The 20497-nt window shown below is 57.8% G+C and carries 16 protein-coding genes and 1 pseudogene; 1 reads left to right on the top strand and 16 read right to left on the bottom strand.

Annotated elements, in window-relative coordinates:
• Positions 1 to 46 precede the first annotated feature (46 nt).
• From CPBF1521_RS00690 to CPBF1521_RS00625, 13 genes and pseudogenes are all read right to left on the bottom strand, one after another.
• On the bottom strand, positions 47 to 673 hold the full coding sequence (locus CPBF1521_RS00690; protein WP_235858373.1) for a hypothetical protein: 627 nt from the start codon (positions 671 to 673) through the stop codon (positions 47 to 49).
• Between the two features lie 221 nt (positions 674 to 894).
• Positions 895 to 1215 (bottom strand): hypothetical protein, encoded by a 321-nt coding sequence (locus CPBF1521_RS00685; RefSeq protein WP_115675578.1) that lies wholly within the window; start codon positions 1213 to 1215, stop codon positions 895 to 897.
• 661 nt (positions 1216 to 1876) lie between these two features.
• Positions 1877 to 2077: a hypothetical protein gene (locus CPBF1521_RS00680; protein WP_057679210.1), complete on the bottom strand. Its 201-nt coding sequence runs from the start codon at positions 2075 to 2077 to the stop codon at positions 1877 to 1879.
• Between the two features lie 556 nt (positions 2078 to 2633).
• A complete protein-coding gene (locus CPBF1521_RS00675) occupies positions 2634 to 2960 on the bottom strand; it encodes a DUF2283 domain-containing protein (protein ID WP_115675576.1) in 327 nt (108 codons plus the stop codon).
• Positions 2961 to 7643, bottom strand: coding sequence for an RHS repeat-associated core domain-containing protein (locus CPBF1521_RS00670; RefSeq protein ID WP_235858372.1), 4683 nt, complete (start codon positions 7641 to 7643; stop codon positions 2961 to 2963).
• Between the two features lie 161 nt (positions 7644 to 7804).
• Entirely contained in the window at positions 7805 to 8365 is a 561-nt protein-coding gene (locus CPBF1521_RS00665) for an RNA polymerase sigma factor (RefSeq protein ID WP_115676455.1), read from the bottom strand.
• A gap of 170 nt (positions 8366 to 8535) precedes the next feature.
• Positions 8536 to 8745 (bottom strand): annotated as a pseudogene (locus CPBF1521_RS21430) (SymE family type I addiction module toxin); the annotation flags it as partial.
• A 125-nt stretch (positions 8746 to 8870) separates the two neighbouring features.
• The gene (locus tag CPBF1521_RS00655; RefSeq protein WP_115675575.1) at positions 8871 to 9281 is read right to left on the bottom strand and encodes a DUF4279 domain-containing protein; all 411 of its coding nucleotides are present in this window, start codon (positions 9279 to 9281) and stop codon (positions 8871 to 8873) included.
• 743 nt (positions 9282 to 10024) lie between these two features.
• Entirely contained in the window at positions 10025 to 10408 is a 384-nt protein-coding gene (locus CPBF1521_RS00645) for a SymE family type I addiction module toxin (protein WP_115675573.1), read from the bottom strand.
• A gap of 511 nt (positions 10409 to 10919) precedes the next feature.
• Positions 10920 to 11531, bottom strand: coding sequence for a hypothetical protein (locus CPBF1521_RS00640; RefSeq protein ID WP_147295403.1), 612 nt, complete (start codon positions 11529 to 11531; stop codon positions 10920 to 10922).
• A 65-nt stretch (positions 11532 to 11596) separates the two neighbouring features.
• Positions 11597 to 11797 carry a hypothetical protein gene (locus tag CPBF1521_RS00635; protein WP_201798615.1) on the bottom strand — a complete coding sequence of 67 codons (201 nt, stop codon included), beginning with the start codon at positions 11795 to 11797 and terminating at the stop codon, positions 11597 to 11599.
• A gap of 529 nt (positions 11798 to 12326) precedes the next feature.
• Positions 12327 to 13142: a hypothetical protein gene (locus CPBF1521_RS00630; protein ID WP_115675572.1), complete on the bottom strand. Its 816-nt coding sequence runs from the start codon at positions 13140 to 13142 to the stop codon at positions 12327 to 12329.
• A 147-nt stretch (positions 13143 to 13289) separates the two neighbouring features.
• Positions 13290 to 14105 carry a hypothetical protein gene (locus CPBF1521_RS00625; RefSeq protein WP_115676454.1) on the bottom strand — a complete coding sequence of 272 codons (816 nt, stop codon included), beginning with the start codon at positions 14103 to 14105 and terminating at the stop codon, positions 13290 to 13292.
• 158 nt (positions 14106 to 14263) lie between these two features.
• Here CPBF1521_RS00625 and CPBF1521_RS00620 point away from each other — a divergent pair, with 158 nt between their 5' ends.
• On the top strand, positions 14264 to 14554 hold the full coding sequence (locus CPBF1521_RS00620) for a hypothetical protein (RefSeq protein ID WP_147295402.1): 291 nt from the start codon (positions 14264 to 14266) through the stop codon (positions 14552 to 14554).
• On the opposite strand, the gene CPBF1521_RS00615 is transcribed toward CPBF1521_RS00620, so the two are convergent.
• From CPBF1521_RS00615 to CPBF1521_RS00605, 3 genes are all read right to left on the bottom strand, one after another.
• Positions 14544 to 18383: a LamG-like jellyroll fold domain-containing protein gene (locus tag CPBF1521_RS00615; RefSeq protein WP_370659368.1), complete on the bottom strand. Its 3840-nt coding sequence runs from the start codon at positions 18381 to 18383 to the stop codon at positions 14544 to 14546. The two genes, CPBF1521_RS00620 and CPBF1521_RS00615, sit on opposite strands and share 11 nt — an antisense overlap.
• 88 nt (positions 18384 to 18471) lie before the next feature.
• Positions 18472 to 19515, bottom strand: coding sequence for a pectate lyase (gene pelA / locus CPBF1521_RS00610; protein ID WP_115675570.1), 1044 nt, complete (start codon positions 19513 to 19515; stop codon positions 18472 to 18474).
• Positions 19515 to 20492, bottom strand: a complete 978-nt coding sequence (locus CPBF1521_RS00605; RefSeq protein ID WP_115675569.1) for a pectinesterase family protein — start codon at positions 20490 to 20492, stop codon at positions 19515 to 19517. The genes pelA and CPBF1521_RS00605 overlap by 1 nt, the downstream gene beginning before the upstream one ends.
• Positions 20493 to 20497: the final 5 nt, after the last annotated feature.

Here is a 20497-nt window from a genome sequence, read left to right as displayed (position 1 = left end):
AGGCGGCTCTATCTGTGCGGTGACACTCGGCCGTCCCAGACGCCTGCTACGGCGGTAGGCGTGTAAGGTCATCCGCGGAGGCGGGTTCGGCGTGAACGCATTGTCTGGAAGCAATGACCTGCGGGTATAGGCTCTTTGCGCTGTTAAGCGCATCAGCCAACGTCCCTACCTTGGACAGTAGCTTGCCGATATCCTGCTCAGGATCAGCGTAAAAATAATCGATGCAAAAGCGAAGTGACGTGCCAAACTGATCGCCGATGGGTGGAAGCGCGATGCTCCTGATCTGCATCGGCTCGCCTGCTCGCGCCAAATCGCGTACCCACCAGGAGAGGAACTCGAGTGCCTTGAGGCCTTTCGGATCGCGCGTGATACCAAAGTTGACGGAGATGGCAAGCTCGTTGACCAAGCCTCCCTTTGTGCGCTTCAATGCGCCGAGCGGCAGGTCGGCATACGGAAGAAGACTAAAGTCGCTTTCCGTGACATCAGAAAGATCCACCTTGTCCACCGCTGCATCGGTAATGCCAGGGATAGACGTAATGGCGTCTTGCAGTTCTTGTACTTCAGGCGGCATTGCAGCTCCAGACGAATTGACTCGAATGATCGTCGTCGAGGTGCTGTTTGCCGTCAATTCCTCATGGTCTTGGAAATCGCCGCCCGCGGCGCGACGCAACATCAGGAGATAAGATCAAACGCATATCTGTTGTCTTCCGGCATCGCCAGCGCTGTTGCGCCGGACTCGCACGATCATCTTGAGAGATGAAGGAGCCAGGCACCACCTATCTCGTCGAAGCACAGTGGTATCGAAAGGCCTTGCGCGATGCGCATGGCAAACCAGGGCGTGGCGCCATTCCCGCTGACTTAAAAGCAAATTTTTGAGTCAGCGGGCAATTTACGTCAAGGCGTGTAGCCCCACTGCGCGATGATGGCTTCCAAGATGGCTTGATTCGGTACGCTCGCGCCTTTACATGTCATCAGATATGCCCGGCGTGCCGCCGCCGTGGCTGACGGGTTGAAGGCCGGGCTCCATACCTGGATGGAATGGAAGGTTGCGATCGGCACTGCACATTCTGGAGTCGGAGCACCGAAGCCGGACACGCTTGCCATGCAAAGAAAGACCGAGCAAGGATCTCCCGCCTGGGCGCGCGCTGGAGCGCTCAAGCCAAGGCTTAAAGCTGCAGCCAATGCAAAAGTGGTGGCAATGCTACGTAGCTTCATGATGAATACGTCCCTGGTAGTGATTGAAATGACGTGCTTGTCTCTGGGCGACCTGCGTTAAGCGTGGCTCAGCGAGAAAGCCCCTGACACCGCTTGCAATGGTGTCGGCTGGGTCACCTGATGTTCCGTCTTCGCCAGAATGGCGGTGGTCAGGGTAGCATGTCGACCGCGCGGTGTGAGGGTTTGAAACGGCCGGCTAGCCGGCAAGCGAAGGTACGCTGGGCGCTAGTCCGGCCCAGTGGGGCTGAGGACAAATGCTTGCTCATCCATCGCACATTCTGTGAATGCGCTGCCGCCACAGCGGCCATTTCCATCAATGACACGCCGTAGCGTTGCGGGTGCTCTGCCGTCGCGACGGTCTGTCACCGTCATGGCGACTGTTTCAGATTTGATTGCTGGAACTGCCATGGATTGCATGCGTGACTTTGCACGTCACCACGACATCTACGAGGAACTCTGGAATTCCTCTGCGATTACCTGGCTCTGTGTAATGCGTCATCGAGCGCGATGGAGATGTGCACATCGCCGGGACGACACTCGGGTTTGGTACATCCGTTGTCGCAGGCGAGCAACTTCCTACTATTGACGGTTTTAGCGAACCTCTTTCCTGGTAGGCAAACAAGCGGCTTGTAACTTAGGCTCGTGCACAAGCTGTCGGTCATCAGCGAGAAGCCTCGTAGATTGCTGTACTTACGATCATCCCGGCGATGCCGGCGGCCGCCATGAAAAATCCCCTCCGGTCCCAAGTCGAACGAAACGGCCGCTTCTCGGGCGCGACAAGAAACGCGCCCCAGCGTATCAATCCACCGGCGCCGAGCAAGAAACCGGCAATCAGCATGCAAAAAATGTAGACGAATTTCATGGCGAGCAGGCCGAGTGGAGTAATGGATCAGGTTTATAAGCCTGACCCCATTCTTACATGAGCAACGAGCGGGCGTAGCAGGCGGTCGAGGTCGTCTAGCGTGAGATGCGATACGACAGCTGGCTACCCAATCTGTGTGCTCCTCTGCGCGGCGAGAGGTGAGCGAGCCCGGCGTGACAATCGGCGCGTTGGGCTCCGCTGTAGGTTTGTCGGGATATCGATTGCTGGGAAGAGCAGAGCGCTGATATGGATGTGAGAGTGCCGCCGTACCGATGCGTCCCGCGGAAGATACCCTTGAGCCCTTATCTCGAGAAGTAAACCTGACCACGTTTCTACAGCTCCGCTCAGCAGACGTTGGCGGCTGCCACCCTGTGCCGTCACCCCAACCTCGGTCGTCTGGCCTTGCGCGTTGCGGACATAATCGACCGTAGTGCCGTCCGGGTAGACCATTGAGCGCAAGCGGCCACCTACCTACATCACGCCGTAGCACTGCTGTCTTGTAACATCCAAATAATTCTTAACATCTGATTTATTTAATTAAGCTGATTAAATTATTCTAATTGATTGAAATTGCCACCAAATCACCGCGCTCATCAAATCCAAACTTGGCAACCGAAGTCCTTTGCATGCAATTTTCTCCAAATTTCGTTGTTATCGACATGACATCGTCCTCAGGCGAGAAAATAACATCAATCGATTTAGACACCAGCCATTCCATTTCACAATTATTCGGCGGGCGCCCCGCTATATGTGAATATCCGAATATCTCAATACCAATAATTTCACCCCCCTCATTTAGATCCAAAATAACTGACTCATGCTTTTCCGAGCACGCCAGACCTCTAGTGAAATTAAAATTTTCTTTCAAATATGAGCCATTCATTTATTCACCTCGATGGGACGTAATTACACCATTTCTACCCATGATTACCGTGACATCATTAATAGGATCATAATGATTCATTGCCCCACGCTCCGGCCTGCCAGGAACATTATTGGCAATATAATCCACCAAGCTAATTGGAATATTGCGATCCACTCTTTCCGTTGAATAATGACGACTAAGCGGAATCCCGCTCGGAGTAGACCCGTAATTTATTCGCTCTGGACATTGCTGAGATTGCCTTTGTTCGTGCTGCCGCAAGATATCCCTCAAAAAACTCGCATCTTGATTGTTGTACCTGTAACCGACGGGGCCGACCGTTTGATAGCGGAAAGTAGGCTCATAATTCTGTATTTGGCGAACTAAATATGGAACTTCGACACGCGCGAAGATCTCTTGAGTGGTCATGGGGCGAGCTGGGATAGCCCTTCTGCCCTGCAAGCCTTGCGAGTCGGAGACCAGAATTGGCGAGCTGGATGAGTACTCGTATGTAGCTATACCACCACTAAGCCCAATCGGATCACTCTGCCCGTACCGGCCAGTGGCCGCATCGTAATCGCGGAAGTAGTTCTGATTGAACCCGCTCGCTGTATCAAACCGCTGGCCTGGGAAGCGCATGTCGAACACCATCGCGGTGCCGTCTCCATCCGGATCCTGGTTGGGTGCCGTGTTGCCGAAGGCTTCGCCCTTCAGGCTCCAGTTCCACACGGCAACGTCGCGGGCGGCATCCACGACCACACGCGGGCTGCCTAGGTGGTCGGGTTCGATGTAGTGCAGTTGACCGCCGTTGGCCAATAGGCCCACCGGCAGGTCATCCAGCCAGATCGCTTGTTGCTTGGGCGCACCATTGGTGTCGTAGTCGCCGAGCCAATGGCCGGCCTCGTCGTAGAGCGTATAGGTGTTGGTGGTGCCCAGGTAGCGACGTACCTGCTCGCCTCGGCCGTTGTAGCGGTAGTTCATGACTGCGACACCTGCGCGCTTGACCTGGGTCATGCGGCCCGTTGTGTCATAGAGGTACTCGCGTGCCTTGCCGCCGATGGTGAGGGTGTTGCCCATCTTGTCGTAGGTGCGTGCCACGCCTGCGACTGCGCTCAAGCGGTGGTTGGTCGTTGGATAGGTGTAGACCTGCGTGGCGCCGCCGACTTTGGCACTCATGCGGTTACCCGTACCATCGTAGCTATAGCCGTCGATCACGGCACCTGTACTGCCGTCCTTGAGTGCGGTCAGCCGACCAAGCGCGTCGTAGGTCAGCTGAAGCTCTGGCGTCGGGTTACCGGCCGGGGTCAGGTCAGTGAGGTCGCCAACAGGGTCGAAGCCGAAACCAATCTCTAGGCCGCCTGTGCGGCTGTCCTGAATGCTCTGTGGGCGGTAATCCTGATCGTACATGCGTGCCAACAAGCGGCCGTTGCCGTAGGTCCAGCCAGCAGATGGGCCGAACGGATAGTAGGTCGCTCCGCTCAGCAGACGTTGGCGGCTGCCGCCTTGTGCCGTCACCCCAACCTCGGTCGTCTGGCCCTGCGCGTTGCGGACATAATCGACCGTGGTGCCGTCCGGGTAGACCATCGACCGAAGGCGGCCGCCAGACGTGTAGTCGTAGCGCAACACCAACACCTTGCCGTTGACCGTCTGCACCTTGCGCACCACCTCGCCGAAGCGGTTGTAGCAGTATTGGGTGGTACCGCTGCCATCCTGGAGCTTAGCCAGCCGCCCGATGGTGAAGGTCTCACCGCTAGCGCACACGCTCTGCGTGAGGTCATAGGTGTAGCTGACATTGAAGGCGGTGGTTGGGTAGCTGATGCTCAGGACACGGTTGAGCGCGTCGTAGCCATAGGTGGACGTGATGCCGCGTGCATCGGTCTGCGTGGCGCGGTTGCCGGCGCTGTCATAGGTATAGCTAGTGACGCCGGTGTCCGGGCTGGTCAGCTTCAGGGTATCGCCGAAGCCGTTGTACGTGTAACGCGTGTCCAGACGTTTGGGGTCCTTGACCTGCAAGGGGCGATCCTGCGTGTCATAACCCACATTGGTTTCGGCCTTGATGCCATCGACGTCCTGCAAGGTGCGCGCAAGCCGACCGAGCGGATCGTGCTCTTGCAGGGTGCTACGGCCAAATGCGTCGGTGATCAAACGCAGGTTGCCGTTTGCATCGTAGGCGTAGTCGGTGGGATTTGCGGCTGCGTCCGCCTGCGTTTTCAGTTGGCCCAATTGGTTGTAAATACGGCTCAAGCTACGCTTGAGCGTACCTTGCGCATCCTTGGTCTGCTCCTCCAGACGATTGCCGGCATCATCAAGCACGTAATGAAGGGTGTTGCCCAGCGTATCGGTGACATCGGTGAGGCGTTGGGCCTGGTCATAGACAAACGTGGCGTAGCTGCCGTCGGGCTGGGTGATGCGCTTGACCAAGCCGGTGGGCCAATACTCCAACGTGGTGACGCGATTCTGCCCGGAAGTAGCGCCATGCACCGTGGTCGATGCCAACCAACCACGCGGGTGGTAGCTGTAATCGGTCAGCACCCCGTTTTCGTCAACGGCAGAAAGAACGCGGCCTGCCGCGTCATAACTCAGATTCTCGCGGATCTGGCCACGGGCGTTGATGGTCTGCTTGAGGTCACCCTTACGGTACAGGCACGCTCCGGTGCCGGTCTCGCATCCGGCAGCATCGATGGGGTAATAGTTGTAGGTCGTACGGTCGTCGATATCCGTGCGCGGGCCATCGATAGACTTCAAATAGCCAAGGATCGGGCAGCCACCACCACTGGTGGCAATATCAGACGCCTCACAATACGTGTAAGCCAGCTCTCGCTTCTGGCCTTCTTGGCTGGTTATTGTCAAGAGGACAGGCTGAAGCCGAGCGTTGCGCGTGTACGTTGTTTTGCGTCCGTCTAGCTGAATCGACAGAACTTTATTTGAGCCTGTCGCGGTTGCTGTCGTTATGGTGCGTTGCTGAGGATGCCCAAGGGCTTCCTGGACCGTGTGGACACTGACATTTACCCCGTTCTCGGTTGTTTCCGAATAGGTATGCTTTGTCTGTATGCCTCGCCGATCCGTCATTGTGCTCAACCTTCTACGGTAGTCCACAGATTGATCGTAGTAGGTGTAGCTCACGGTTCCCGCGCCATTGGTAATTGCGGAAATCTTCGGTGCCTGACCGCCAGCATTGGTCATAGCGTAGGTAGATTTGCCTCCCAATGCATCAGTCACGATCGTTCCGGCGGAGGAATAAGCGAGAGCTACCCCGTCTGCCCCACCGATGTGCTGACTGGATACCGCCCGCCCTACATCATCGTACGCGTAGGTACTGAAGCGCTGACCATTTTCATTGGTGATTCCTGTCAGATGTCTAGAGAAACGTAAATCCTCGTAGTGATAGACACGCATGCCACCGTCAGCAAACGTAACGCTTTTCAAGCGACCCTGATCGTAGGTGTAGGCAGATAGCAGAACACCTACCGATGAAACGCTAGCTATCAGGTCCTTATTAGCGCCGTCTGCGTAGCGGAGATCGACAGATCTCCCCTGCAACGAAGTGATTTTACTAAGGCGTCCGTCACTGTCATAGGCGTAGAGCAAACCAGCGCCGTCGTCGGTCATGCGCGAGAACAAGCGGCCTTTTGCATCGAACGTGTAGATAGCGTCATCGCGATGCAGCTTCCAGGTGTTGCCATCTGCAGTTATTCTTTCGCCCGAACCATTGGTCGCCTCATAGTTTTCTCCAATCTTCCTAAACGGCACCGCATAGCCGTTCCCCTCTATCAGGCCCAATGAGGAAACTTGAATTGTGAGATATAGACCATGGGAATGTGACCAGCCTGGACCGAAATCGCTGGAAGCAGTTGCAATCCCCGAATGATAATAGCGTGAAAAATCAATCCAACCTAGATCAAAGTCACGCTCGATCTGAAATTTTTCACCCGTCTTTACATCACAAGGATTTCCGACAAGCCCTGAGCTGGAACCAACTTCGGCGTCGCATTGGTTCGCAGCCACTTTAATTGTTGCCATGAAATCTTTGTTGGCGCAGGCCTGCTCGCTTATGAGCCAATCTGTATATTTTTCAGGGCATTGGGTCCTCCTTCTTTTAAGGACCGATGATGAAAATGCGTATGTGCCCTCGCAATTGTCATAAGGCGCGTCCACTCGGTACACCCTTACCTGATGCTCCATTCCTCTATCGTACTCGGGATATGGGCCGGTAGATGCAATCCAGTCTCCCGTTGGCGTTAGAGTTGCCACTGCCCCACACTGTGGCGCCCTTGCATTCACTTGACGAAGTATCTCTTCTATCGCGGCATTCTCTGTAGGTAACCCTGTAACATCCAAAGTGTCGTATGCCCAATCTTCGTCTTTTGCTTTTTCGGCTCCCATCCAATAAGTGACCGCCATCTCGCCACTCTCAGAAACATGCGCTTCTTTGATGGTGTCGACATATTGATAAATATCCTCCGCGCCAACCGGACCAGGAATTGACTTGATTGCAGCCTCAGCCTGGATTTGAGTGGCATAGTCGCCGAAGTATGCCCCTTGTGAGTTATAAACCGAAAATTTAGGCTTGGCCTCTTGAGCCCACGCGCATGCGGAGACAGCAATAAGGACGCATGACAGTGTCAAGCTGTGCCAAAAGGTCAATCGATCAGACTTAGGAGCCACGCCGCCCGGCAGCGAACGGAATCGATGAAGCAGCGCCATATTTTCTTCCTTGAATTAAAGAACCAGATCCTTGGTTTATGCCTGATAACGACGGCTGCGTAGTGGCCGCAGCACTTTCTGTTTTAGGCATCACTATTGCTGAACACACGTTCGCATCCATAGCAGCCTCTGTCAATACGGGGATCGATAGCTGCCTGCTATCAACTGACTATCGCCCGGCACGCAGCCAGTGCGCGGCTGATGTGCTTTTCCACCATCTTGATCGAGATGCCCATGGCTGCGGCCACTTGCGGGTAGGTGAGGCCGTCGATGCGGTTGAGGATGAAGGCCTGGCGGCATCTGGGCGGCAGTGCGGGCAGCGTGTGGGTGTGCAGGTGCTGCAAGATGCGGCTGGCGTCGGCGATCTGGTCGACGTGGGTGCCGTCTGCCGCCAGTGGTGCGATCAGGTCCAGTGCGACGTGGGCGTTGGCGTGGCGGCGGTGGCGCATGCGCCAATGCTCCAGCACCACGTTGTGCGCGATGCGGTACATCAGCAGTGCGTAGTCGCCGATGTCCGGCGCGTCGCGGTAGGCCAGCAGGCGGAGCAGCGTTTCCTGGGTGAGGTCGTTGGCGGTGTCGCGGTCACGCAGGCGCCGGCGCATGTAGGCGAGCAGGTCGGCATGCAACAGGCCGATGGCCTGGTCGAAACGCGCCCTGCCCGCTGCCGGTTCCTCGCGTACGCGCCAACGCGTGGTGTGGCGTACGCGGCTGTAGCCGCGCATAACTGCAACGCGCGGATGTGCAACGTACAGCGTGCGTGTAGTGGCGGTTGTGCCTGAGTCGCTGCGCCGATGCCAGGTAGTGCAGGTATCGGTTGCGCGTTCGACTGGCAGCGGCATCCATGTGTTGCCGAAGCGCGGGGGTATGTCGAAGGTGCCGGCCAGGGTGTCATTCACCATGCGGGTTCTCCAATTGCGGGGGGCACGCGCCGTGCGCAGGATGCGGCGGGTTGGTCACTCTGCAGGTGCCACGCTGACGGCTCGCCGTTGCACATGCGGATGTGGAGTTTACTGCCGTTGGTGAAGCCGAGTTGTTCCGGCCAGCGGCCGCGTAGACGCAGCGCGGGGATGCGTTGGCGGCTGGTGAGGCAATAGCCCTGGCCGACGGTGCAGTGTTACGGGGCACATAAGTGAGTGGGGGCACCCTGGGTCAGATCTGGCGTTTGGAGTTCAGCCGCCCCCAAGGAAGGTTAGCCTTGAAAGAATTTTTTGACGCGGTATTGGATCTCTAGCTGGTTGGGTCATAGATATCCAATTCTAAGGAAATACCTCTTTGTCCAAGCGCCAGCAGGGCTTTAGCGGAAAGTGCTAAACCGTCATTCCTCCCTGCCATGAAAATGCCGCAGAACAGGTCGGGCTCATAGCGATTGCTCAACTGTGCCCACACACTCAAGTCTTGGGTGAGCTGGTCAAGGATTTCGAAGATCTGTGCCTCGAGATCCTCAGGCTCGCGCTGCGTTGAAGTCAGTCTCCAGCTGCCAGTTTTGGCAATGCGCACTGCGCCGTTCTTCAACTTAAGTTCTTGCCCCTTATACCTGGAGGCCGTTGGGCTGCCCAAAAGCAACGCGCTGATCTCGTCGGGCACCAGATCGTCTCCAAAGAATCGGAGTGTTGCTACGGAATACTCTAGTGCTCCCATTGGACTCCAATGTCTGAATTAACCCGCAGCGCGACGCGGCGTCGGCTTGGACGAACTACCAGGCCTACTTCTGCGTTGACGCATGCGCGGCCAGGAACCTGGTGATGCTATCAGGCTCGCGCTTGGATCCAGGCAGCCATTGAGGCTGCCACTCAGTGATCCGTGCGCCGCTTTGGTGCTGATAGACGCCTGGACTAGGTTCATTGATCGATTCCGGCTGCCGCACCAAGACCACGGGTGGCTCGGCACCCTTGTGCGCCTGCGAGAAAGCCAACGCCGACTCGTATTGCGCGAACGCGGCGAAGTAGTCATCGTCTCCAGCCAGTGGCGCCGCTCCCTGCTCGGGATGGAGCCAGACCCTGTACTCAAGGACGTGGTCATGGAAGTAGCCACCGCCAGACTTTGACCGCCCTGAATAAGTTCCGACAAGCGCTGGGTCTGCTGCCAACGGATAGTGACTCTGCTGTGATACAGACTGATCAACGTGCGCAGGTGAGAACGGAGCGACTGGACGAGAGCACGCCGCGACGACAAATGCCAACAATACTGCAATAAAAAAGTTCGCTTGTTTCATCGCTGCTAAAGTAGGATCTAGCCTCTGTGTTAAGCCGAGTCGCGGAGCAACTTTGGCTTGGATAAGTTGTCAGGTGACCCAGTAGTCCAAGCACCACCTCAAGCACAGCGCCACGCATGCTGGTGTGCAGCCGGCATCAGCATGATGCTCGTCGAATCGGTGCCTACCGTCAATTGTTGGCTGCCTTGTCTGCCGCCTTCTCGCCATCATCCGCCACGCTGACGACCAGCTCGCCGTTGCGCATGCGGATATTGAGTTTGCTGCCGATGGTGAAGCCGAGTTGTTCCAGCCAGCGGCCGCGTAGGCGCAGGGTGGGGATGCGTTGGTGGCTGTCGGGGTAGTAGCCGTAGCCGACGGTGCAGTGTTGCGGGGCACGCGGGTGGCCTGGGCGGCGCGGCTTGTTGGGATCGGGGCGGGGCTCGGGGATGGCGGGGCGGTCGAGGTAGGGCCGCGGCGTGATCGTTGGGTCGAGCGAGCGCCAGACGACCTCGGTGGGCGGCGGCTCCGTGGCGCGCTTGCGTGCTGATGTGGGACGGGACGTGGATCGACGCATGGCAAAGCCCTCCTTGACGAACAGGCCCCGCCGCCGGGTGGCGACGGGATGTCGGGAGGTTAGAAACCGCACAGAGCCGGCGGGCGTATTTCCCCGAAGGGTGTTGTATTAGCCGCCCTCCCGACGCAGGCATCGCGTCGGTTGCACCTGCAAGATGCTGCAGGCACAAAAAACCCACCGGTTTGACGGAGGTGGGTACCGCTCTGTGAGGAGTTTCTACGCTCCTTGTGGTAGAGATTGCTGCGGGTTTGTTGGGATGTCAACTGCTTAAGGCTGCAAATTGCTAAATCAAAGCCAACATGATCGTCGCTATTTCCGATCAGGTATGAAGATAGCACTGCCCGCTTATCCTATCCAGATATAACGAATTTTTGGCAACATCCAGTTTGAGACGCATTGCAGTCTGACATCGTATTTTTTATATGGCATGTCGGACATATTCTTTACTATCGCAATTACAATTGTCATATGCGAGCTGATGTTTACCTCACTTTCTCACCAAACTCATACATTAAGTCAGCAAAAGTACATTTGGGGCTGCTCTAAATGCCCAAGAAAAAGCCTCACCCACAGCAAGGAACACAGATCGCGTAACATCTGGCGCAAATGCCGCAGAACCGCACACAGATGTAATAGCACCAGCAAAATACAGTGCCCAGTCTTTGCGCCCCATCCGACGAGCAGCGGACTGTATTTCGTCTAGGCGATGCGAAATTAACTGCAGTTGAGCTTGCGCGAGTCTACCTCCACGCAGAAGTTCTGCTTTTACGCCGGCTATGCTCGCATCAATTCTCCGCAACTCATCTTCATTGAACGGTGAATTCAAAGGATCTTCGTTAACGAACGACGCAGCAAGAACTGGCTGAGCGCCCAACTTGGTGATAAGAAACTCGCCACGGGAGGGTGTAAGCGAAAGTGCCCTGACCTCATAGGTTTCACCTGTCGGAGCTTGGTAGAGAGCGGCATCACCTGTTCGCAACTCGTGCTCCGAATTTGACAAGCCAGGATAGCCGATAACCAAGTCGCACCTACCTGTATACAAGGCACGCGCACTTATGATGATGTTTCCATCATCCGGACTCGCACTTGAGTTGCTGGCCAGGACAAGATTGGTCTGCTGCATAAATTTCCTTAGCGGTTTAATACCTCGTGAAGCTCGCTCCAAGCTGTGTCAGCTTGGACAACCTGTTAGTTGCGAGTGCGACGCTGCACAGAAATTTGTTGTGAGAAGCGACGGTTGATCTTGCGCTTCCACTCGAGCTGCTTATCAGAAAGCTTCCGCTTGAACCGGGTACCAATTAAAAATGCGCACTCAGTATCATAGATATAGCCCATTTTAAAGCCGTTTTCGATGACATCAAGATTAGCGTTAGCATATGAATCTGTCACAATTCGCTTCAACCAAGTACCATTCTGTACTGGCTGCCTCGAAAATTTTCGAATGCTAAAGCGGGAAGATATAATTTTTCAGTTTTTCGAAATTTTGCTCCAAAATACCCCCAAAAAGTTACTAATCAATTTTAAGCCATGCGGGTGTGCGTTACCGAAGCATGAACATCTAGCCGCCTGACTTCGGGCCCACATCTGGCAACGGCTTTATCTCGTGTGCGTCTACCTTCCTGCCGAAAAAAGTGGGGATCAATGACTTTCGAATTTCTTCCTTAACTTTATCCTCCATCAACTCAATGAACGGACCGAGGGAAGCAAGCTCGAGCTCTGTTTGGCGCGCACGATCCGCGTTCGTACGGTGCCTGGCGGACTCACGTGCGGTATAGAAAGCCGGTGCGGCAATCGCTAGTGCATAAAGCAACCGTACGGCAATTGCGAACGTATTAGTGGAGGATACTGGCTCATGATAAAATTTGTAGAAAGTTGCAGCAGCCATACCTAGCCCACACGAAAATAGCCCAACTGTTATCTACCTCCAGAGATTGGCCTGGGTAGATTCCTGAATAGCAATGATGCGGTAATTTCCGGTCACACCTGTGTCACCTACTGCTTGAACTATTCTTTCTGCTTCATGCTTGTTTTTTTCTAGTTGAGCAATGATGCCTCGAGAAATTTCAACAAAACTTTCTTGCGCCTGCTCAAGCTGAATCTTAGCCTCTTTTACCAGGCCCGCGAAAGAGTTATCCCGCTGGAGCTCCGCCTTGTTAAACACCATTTCGAGGTTTGCTAGCGAGGCGGCCATCTCTGCTTTTGACTGCGCTTGCGCCTCCTTTAGCTCTGTTAGACGTGCTTCCTGTTGAAGAAGAGATTGGTTCACTACCGAAACACGCTCTTCGAGTAGCTCGCGCTGGCTGTTCAATTGCTCAATAGTCTGGCGGGAACGTTCTTGAAGAGAATCAATGAGCTCGCCAATATCGGCCTTTGAAAGCTGATTTACCTTTGGCGTGAAGGCCCAGGTATAGTTAAGAACGTTTTGGTCAATCTGCGCGACTGCATTTGCGAGATGCCCTAGGTTGCCATTGGTAACGAAAGCGGTCAGCTCAGAAATTGGCACCTGCAGATTGGCGTCCATTTGATTAAGTGCAGACTCTGACACCAAGGTCGCCGCACTCTGATTAACCAGTGATAGCAGACTCTTCGTAATATTTTGAAGCTTGTCGCGATTGAACTGAGCATTCTCATCTGACGCAATCTCCGGCGACTGTAGCGCCCTATCGTTGAGCAGTTCTTGCAAGCGGATTAGAGAAGCGGTGATTGCGTGGCTTTTGAGTGTCCTGGCTCCCATATATCTCTCCTCTGGCTAACCCCCGTTGAAAATATTTTCAAATTTTATCAACACCTATTTATATTATTGGCCATCACTTCCGCAGCCCAACATATGAGTTGATCATTGTTGCGAGGCGGCGTCAGCTTGGACGGATTTTTCCACGACTTAGAATACCGTCTTCGTCACTTTAGCTACCCCTTCTATAAGATCATTGACTTGGTCTGCCGTTGGTTCCACTTTTTTGTTGTGGTCACACAAATTGCGTATATCACCTAAATGTTGGTGAAAGCGCCACTGAGGAGTCTCTATAACTGCAGAATTTTTCAAAGCGTCGTTGAGATCGGCGATTGTCGGATTTTTCTTCGTCAGCTTAATATTGTGAGCTATACAAACCTCGTGCAAGTGTTTTTCCAGTAATACGCCAGCTATGGCGCCGGCTGCGCGCATGAACTTGTGTTTCAAGAGTTCTTTCGCAGCATCGAGCTCGGAGTCTAGAAGGTCTGCCTGAACGAGCTGGCGGATGTCGTAAAGCGAACTATCGAACCTTCCTTTAATTGAATTGAGAATGGCTACTTGCTGTTCCAAATGGGTTATCGCAGACCTTCGATCTGCAATAACTTCGTCCCCGTAACGAGTAATTCGCAGGCCTTGAAGTGCGTCTTCGATTCTGTAATTTTCGAACCCAATATCCCTACGGCCCTTGGGCTTTTCGTAAAGCCGGATAAAATCATTTAGCCGGTCTGGCAAAAGCTGTTTGATCAGCACTAGAGATTCTGAATACCAGGATTGGTATGCTTTCTTAAAATCAGGAAGCGCATCCATGTACTTCTTTACAGCTTGCTTGTCATTCTCACGCGATATTAGAACCGCGGCCTCGTATTCTTTCCCATAGCAAAGATGAGAAAATGATTGCTGTATTAGAACCGCATCGCGCAATAGGCGTTCGAAGTCCCTCTTGTATCTGTCGATATTTGACGCCATCCGGCCTTCCCCCATCACTGTCTAACGCTTGAGTTAAAGCGAAACACTAGGCAATCTCAGCTTGAAGTAATTAGCAGAAAAGAACTAGTTTGAACTTGAGTGGTGCCTTTACGTCAGCAATCCTTTTTTTCAGCCATCCTCGCCTGTGCAGATTCTTCTTGCACGATCTGCACAAGATGTTTGCGATGCGCTTGATTGGTCTCCAAAATTACCTTACTCAACTCTGGGATGCTACAGGCCTTGCTCAACATTGTTCCTTCCCCCTGAAGAAATGTGTAGCTTTGCGGCTGCATTACATACCGCGTGTTTTGATCCTCGCCGAGTTTTCGGATTGCGTCAATGCGCTTGCGCGATTGATTGTTAGGTTTATCGGGTTTGCCCTCATCCGCCCTACGGGCACCTTCTCCCGCGGGCGGGAGAAGGGATTGGTGTGTTGGATTATTGGCTGATTTTTGCGGTTGCCGGCTTGGCTGGGGTGGGTAGAGCGAGATTATTGTTGAGGTCGGTAATCTCTTCGGCGTTGCCTTCGGTAAGCACACGCAATTGCGCGGCTTTTAGATTTGCCGCGTTGGTTAGTGGCAGGCGTACCTGGGTGGTGATTGGCTGCAGATTGCGTGGTGCGGCAAGCGCCGGGAACGCGGCCCGCGCCAACTCCTTCCCACGCCCATCCTCCAGCACCACAAACCCGGCCGGTGCATCGGCGTGGCCGAGGCTGTGCACGGTCACTTCAATAGCGTCTGCGGTCACGCGTGCGTCGCCATAGCCGATGCCCAGGTCCGGGCGTAGTTCGACAGGGGTGGTGGCTGCGATGCGTTCGAGCTGCAGGACGGTGGTGCGGCCTGCGGGGAAGTCGATGTCGATGGCCGCGCTTTTTTCGAAAGCGTGCTCTTGCGTCTTGGCATTGCTGTCGAGCTTGCCGTCATTGCCTTTGCTCACGCCTTGGGTGATGCGCCATTGGCCCGGGGCGACGTTCCAGCCGGTCATGCTGGCGCGCTGAGTCTTGTTGGAGGTGTTGTAGGCGATGACGGTGAAGCGGTCTTGCTGGGGTGCGGGGATGGCGATGGCCACTTGGGTTGCGGCCTCTGGATCGGCGAAGCGCCAGCTGACGGTGTGGCCGGGGTAGGTCTGGTTGCGCTTGAGGGCCACGCCCCCTAAGCGTGCGCGTTGCAGGTTGACCGTGGGGGATTCCACGCGGTCGCTCCACCAGTGGCCTTCGGTGTTCATGTAGAAGTTCTGCAGTTTCTCGCGCGCCTCGCTGCGGTAAATGGCGGCGAGATACTCAAGGTTGCCGGTCTGCTCCCAGGCCACGTGATGCGGGAAGTCCGGGGCGCTGCCGTCGTCTTTATTTGCGGCATCGATGAGCTTGCCGCTCCAGTCGCTGCGCTTGCCCATGACATCGAGGAAGTTTTCGTTGAGCAGGGACAGGCCGTTGGGGCCGCTGTTGGCGACGCGGTAGTCGATCGGCTTGAGATAGCGCTGCTCACCGGTGAAGCGATAAGCGGCCCAGAAGGTGTGCAAGGTGTCGGCGCCGCCGCTGCCTTCGAACAGTTCGCCGCCGCGGGTTTTGCCGGTTTGCCAGTTGATCTCGTTGGGCAGCGCCCAGTTGCCCTTGGCGTTGGTATAGGCGTGGGCGAGATAGCCATCCGCTAACCCGGTGACGATGCGGCGGCTGTTGGGGTCGGCGTTATAGCCGCCCAGCAGGATGGCTGGGTGCACGATGGGGAAGGAGTACGGCTTTTGCCATTGCCAGTTGGGCTCGCGGTAGACCTTGCGGCCGCCGAACCAGTTGCTGGCAAACAGCAGGTGGCCTTGCGGGTTGACCTGGATGACATTGTCGAACGCCTTGACGGTTGCCATCAGGCGCTCGACGGTGCGCGGGTCGCCCCAGTTGAGGTACAGCAGGGCGCTGTTGAGGTTGATGCCCTCCTCATAGGAATGCAGCTCGTCGGTTTCGATGGTGGACAGGCCGTTGGTGAACATGCCGTTGCGGTAGTTGGCATCGGACAGCGCCAGCATGGAGGCGTTGAGCATGTCCGGGTCCACGCCCATCAGTGCGACGCCGGGCCACTGCTGCACCAGGTCCGAGTCGTCGGAGATGCCGCCGCCGAAATCGCCGTAGGCCACCTGGCGCTGCTCGATCCACCAGCGGATATAGCGGCGGGTGGCGCTGAGGTCTTGCAGCTGCCAGAACGCCCAGGCGGGCACGCCCTTGGGCACGCTGGGCATCTCGACCGGCAACGCGCCCTGGTTGGCGTAGCTGATGTCGTTCCAGTACTGGCGGCCGAGCGCGTGGTCCGGGTCGACGCGCAGCAGGTCGGTGATGTCGGCATCCAGGCGCTTGTAGAGCAGCTGGCGCTTGGAGGTGGTGTGCTCTTCCACCAGAAAGCCCCAGTTGTCCTTGACCTGGTTGAAGCGGTCGGCGACGTGCTCTTTGATGGCCTCGGCGCGCGGCTTGAACACCAGCTGCAGCTGGGTGCCGTCGAGCGCGTTGGCATCGAAGCCGGGTGCGGCGGCGGCGATGCTGAGCATCAGGCTGTCGTTGCTGAGGATTCTGTCGCGCAGGTCCAGCCATAGCGTGCGCGGCTGGCCGGGGGCGACGGCGACCGAGACATCGATCATGTCGCGCGCGGGCCAGATGGGGTCCTTGATGCGGATGTTGAGCGGGATGCTGCCGTTGTGGGTGGCCGGCAGGTTGAGCGCCGGCAGGGTGATGGCGATGCCGTCCAGGCCGTCGTGCATGTTCTCCCAGCCGTAGGACCAGCTGCGCATCAGCGCCTGGTCCGGCGGCGGGTTGCCCAGGCTGGACGGCACCAGGATGTGCACGATGGGCTGCTGCGCGCTTGCTGCGGCCTTGTCACTGGGGCGCTTGCGCGCCGGCGCCTTGGTGGGCAGCGCGATCACGGTCTGGCGCTCGCCCGGCGGGTAGCGGCCGGCGATGACATCGCGCAGCGGGGCGAGGTTGTCGTAGTCGGGCTGGATGTCGCTACGCACGGTGTAGCTGAGTTGCGCGCTGCCTTTGGGCACGGCGCCCGGCTGCACGTTGTAGGCCCAGATTTCCTGGATGGGGGTTTCCTGCGCGGTGTTGGCAAAGCGCAGGGTCCCGCCGCGGCGCTCGGGGAACTGGTCCACGCTGCGCACCACGCCCTGGCTGCGCGCGAACAGCGGCTGCGCCTGTGCATTGGGCGCGGCGTAAGTGGCCTGGCCGTACGCAGCACCGCGCAGCTCGATGCGATTGACCGGCTCGTCCGGCAGGGTGAGGTCCAGCGCCTTGCCGCCTTCGACATAGGTGTTCCAGTCCGGCAGCTGGAAGTAATCGTCGCGCCCGGGCAGGCGCGAGCGGTTGTAGACGCCGGGCCAGGTGGTTTCGGCGATGCCGTCGGTGGCCTTCCACATCCATTGCTTGAGGTCGCGTGCATCGGCGAACTCCACCTTGCGGATGCGGGTGACCGGTGCGGTGAGTGCGGGCGGTGCGTGGCCGTTGTCCCAACCGAAGCGGTGCAGGAAGGCGGCGTGCTGCGCGTTGCCGGTGGGTGCTTCAGCGCTGGCGGGCTCCTGCAGGCGTGCGAGCGCGGCGGCGCCGCTGGCGTCGAGCATGCGGTCGTAGATGCGGATCTCGTCGAAGTCGCTGCCGCGCAGGAAGTTGTAGCGGCTCTGCACCTGGTGCGGCGACATCACGCGGCCGGCCAGGCCGAACTGGTCGAGCGCGGCGTCGAAGTCGAGCGCGCCGCCGTTGGTACAGGGCGCACCGCAGTCCACGCGTGCGGCTTCCTTGCCATCGACATACAGGCGCACGCCGCGGGTTTCGTCCCAGGCAAACGCAATGTGGGTCCAGTCGCTGGCGGACGGAGCCTTGTCGAGCTTGAAGGAGACACGGGTGCGCGCGAGATTGGCGTCGGTGACGAAGGCATCGAAGCCGTGGCCGTTCCAGTCGATGCGCAGCCAGGCCATGTCCCAACTGGTGTGGTCGGCGTAGCCGACGCGGAAGATCACGAACGGCGCTTCGCCCACGGGATAACGCGCGCGCCAGAAGAAGCCGAGCGTGCCGCGCTGGGTGTAGAGGTTGCCGGGCGCATTCCACGACAGCACGCCGTCGTCGGCCCATTCGATGGCGTTGCCGCGTTTGCCGGTGGGCACCAGCGTGATCTTGTCGCGGAAGTTGGGCACGCCGTCACCGCGGGCCACATCGGCCTGCAGGTCGCGGTCGGCCGACACCCGGAACAACAGCTCCGGCGCAGTGGTGGTGGCCGCGCTCACCGGCAGCGCGATCAGGCACAGCATTCCCAACAAGAACTTCGACACGCTCACCTCGTCAATTCCAAAACGTAAAACAGCCACCGCGTGCTTGCACGCGGTGGCGACGACGCACTTACAGACCGTTGGCGGTGCGCCACTTGGGAATGTCGTCCTTCAACAGCTTGTCCGGCCAGGTGCCGTGCCAGGCATACCCGACGCGGCGCTCGTTGGGCACCTGCATGTACTCGGTCAAGGCCTTGCCGTCGCGGTTGGCATACAGCGGGCGTTGATTCTGCAGGTCGTAGAAGCGTGCCCATAGTGACGCACCCGGTTGCGCGATGAGGATCACGTCCTGGCCGGTTTCCTGGGTGGGGTCGTCGATCTTCTTGGTGGCCAGGTCGCGCATGCGGTGGGTGTCGAACCAGCGCGCAGCGGCCTCGACCGCGGTCTTGATCTGCGCGGACGGGGTGGGCTGGCGCATCAGAAAGCGCACGATGCTCACCGACTCGCTGGAGGCCAGCGAGGCCAGCTCATACGCACGCGCCTTGGCCGGCTTGAGCGTGACCTCGTCGTACTGCGCGCCCCAGATGGTGAGCGTGCCGCCGATCTTGACCTGGGTGGCGAGCACGCATTCCAGCCCCTTGGTCACCGCCTGGCGCGCGCGTGCACCATGGCTGGCACGCAGCAGCGCGCCGGTGTCGCCCTTGCCCTCGCTGATGTCCTGCAGCAGGTTGAGCACGCGCACCATGGCGTCGTCGTTGTAGGTGATCTGGTGATGGTAGGACGACAGGTCCGGGTAGAACTGCGGCCAGCCGCCGTTGGCGTATTGCGCGGTGAGCAGATAGTCCACGCCGCGCTTGGCGGCGGCCACGTACTTGGCGTTCTTCTCGGTCTTGTAAATGGTGGAGAGGTAGCCGATCTCGTAGGTGGTGGCCTTGTTGTCGATGGTGGCGTCGTCCTTGCGCCCGGGTTGCTGCAGCTCGGCGATTTCCGCAGCGGTGAAGGTGCGGTTGTAGTCGACGGCAACGCCCTTGTACTGCTTGGACCAGCCGCCGGAGGCAGTCTGCAGCAGCAACATGTTGTCGGCGATCTTGTCGGCCAGTGCGGACAGCGGGGCCAGCAGCAAGGCGCCAGCGAAGGCGAGCGTGTGGAAACGGAGCAGGTGCGAACGGATCATCAGAACGGCCTCCAGGTGCCGAGGATGGTGTTGCGATCCAGCGCGGCGGCCTGCGCGGCGCTGAGCTGACGCGACCACTTCACGCGGCGCGACGGGTTGGCGCCGGCGCCGCTGCTCTGGTATTCGCTGTAGCGGGCGGTGGCCTCGTTGGCAGTGTTGCCCCAGTTGTTCCAGCCCTCGGGCACGATGTGCGCGCCGAGCTGGCTGCTGATGAAGCTGACGCTGGCATACGGCCGCCATGGGCGCCCCAGGTGCACGCGCGAGACACCGCTGGCAGCGGTGACGCGTGCATTGCGGAACACGAAGCCGCGCGCACTTTCCTGCGGGGTGGAGGCGGCGGTGAGATAGCCATCGCCCAGCGAATGCAGCTGTGCGTTTTCGAACAGTGCAGTGCCGCCGCCGAAGATGAAATCGACGGTGCCTTCCATATAGCAATCCAGAAAGTAGGACAGCTTGGGATTGCGCAGATATAGCGTGTCTTGATAGCCGAGAAAGCGCACGTTGCGGAACGCGGCGCGATCGCCATCCACGCGCACTGCCACCGCCTGCCCGACGGGGCCGGCGTGATTGCCGAAGGCGAGTTTTTCCGCAGTGAAGTCGTTGCCGGCGATGATGACGCTGGACGAGCCGGAGGTGCCGTATTCGGTGCCGGTGGCCGGATTGATGCGCGAGGCGTAATTGTCGTAGGTGATGATGGTCTGGGTGGCGCCGGCGCCGATGAGCCTGAGTGCCGGGGCGTTGGCCGGCACCACGATCAGTTCCTGGTAGGTGCCGGCGCCGATGTTGATCTGCGCGCGTTTGCCGCCCTGCACGGCCGCGTCGATAGCCGCCTGCACGGTGCGGTAGCCGGCGCTGCCCTGCTTGGCCACGGTGTAGACCGGGTCGGCGGCGATGGCAGCGGTGCTGCCGAGCGACAGCCCGGCCAGCAAGGCGGTGGCGGCGAGAGTACGTAACACGATCCTGCGATGCAGTTGCATGCGTT

The sequence above is a fragment of the Xanthomonas euroxanthea genome (assembly GCF_900476395.1).
Taxonomy (GTDB): domain Bacteria; phylum Pseudomonadota; class Gammaproteobacteria; order Xanthomonadales; family Xanthomonadaceae; genus Xanthomonas; species Xanthomonas euroxanthea.
This window is presented reverse-complemented; position numbering and strand designations above follow the sequence as displayed.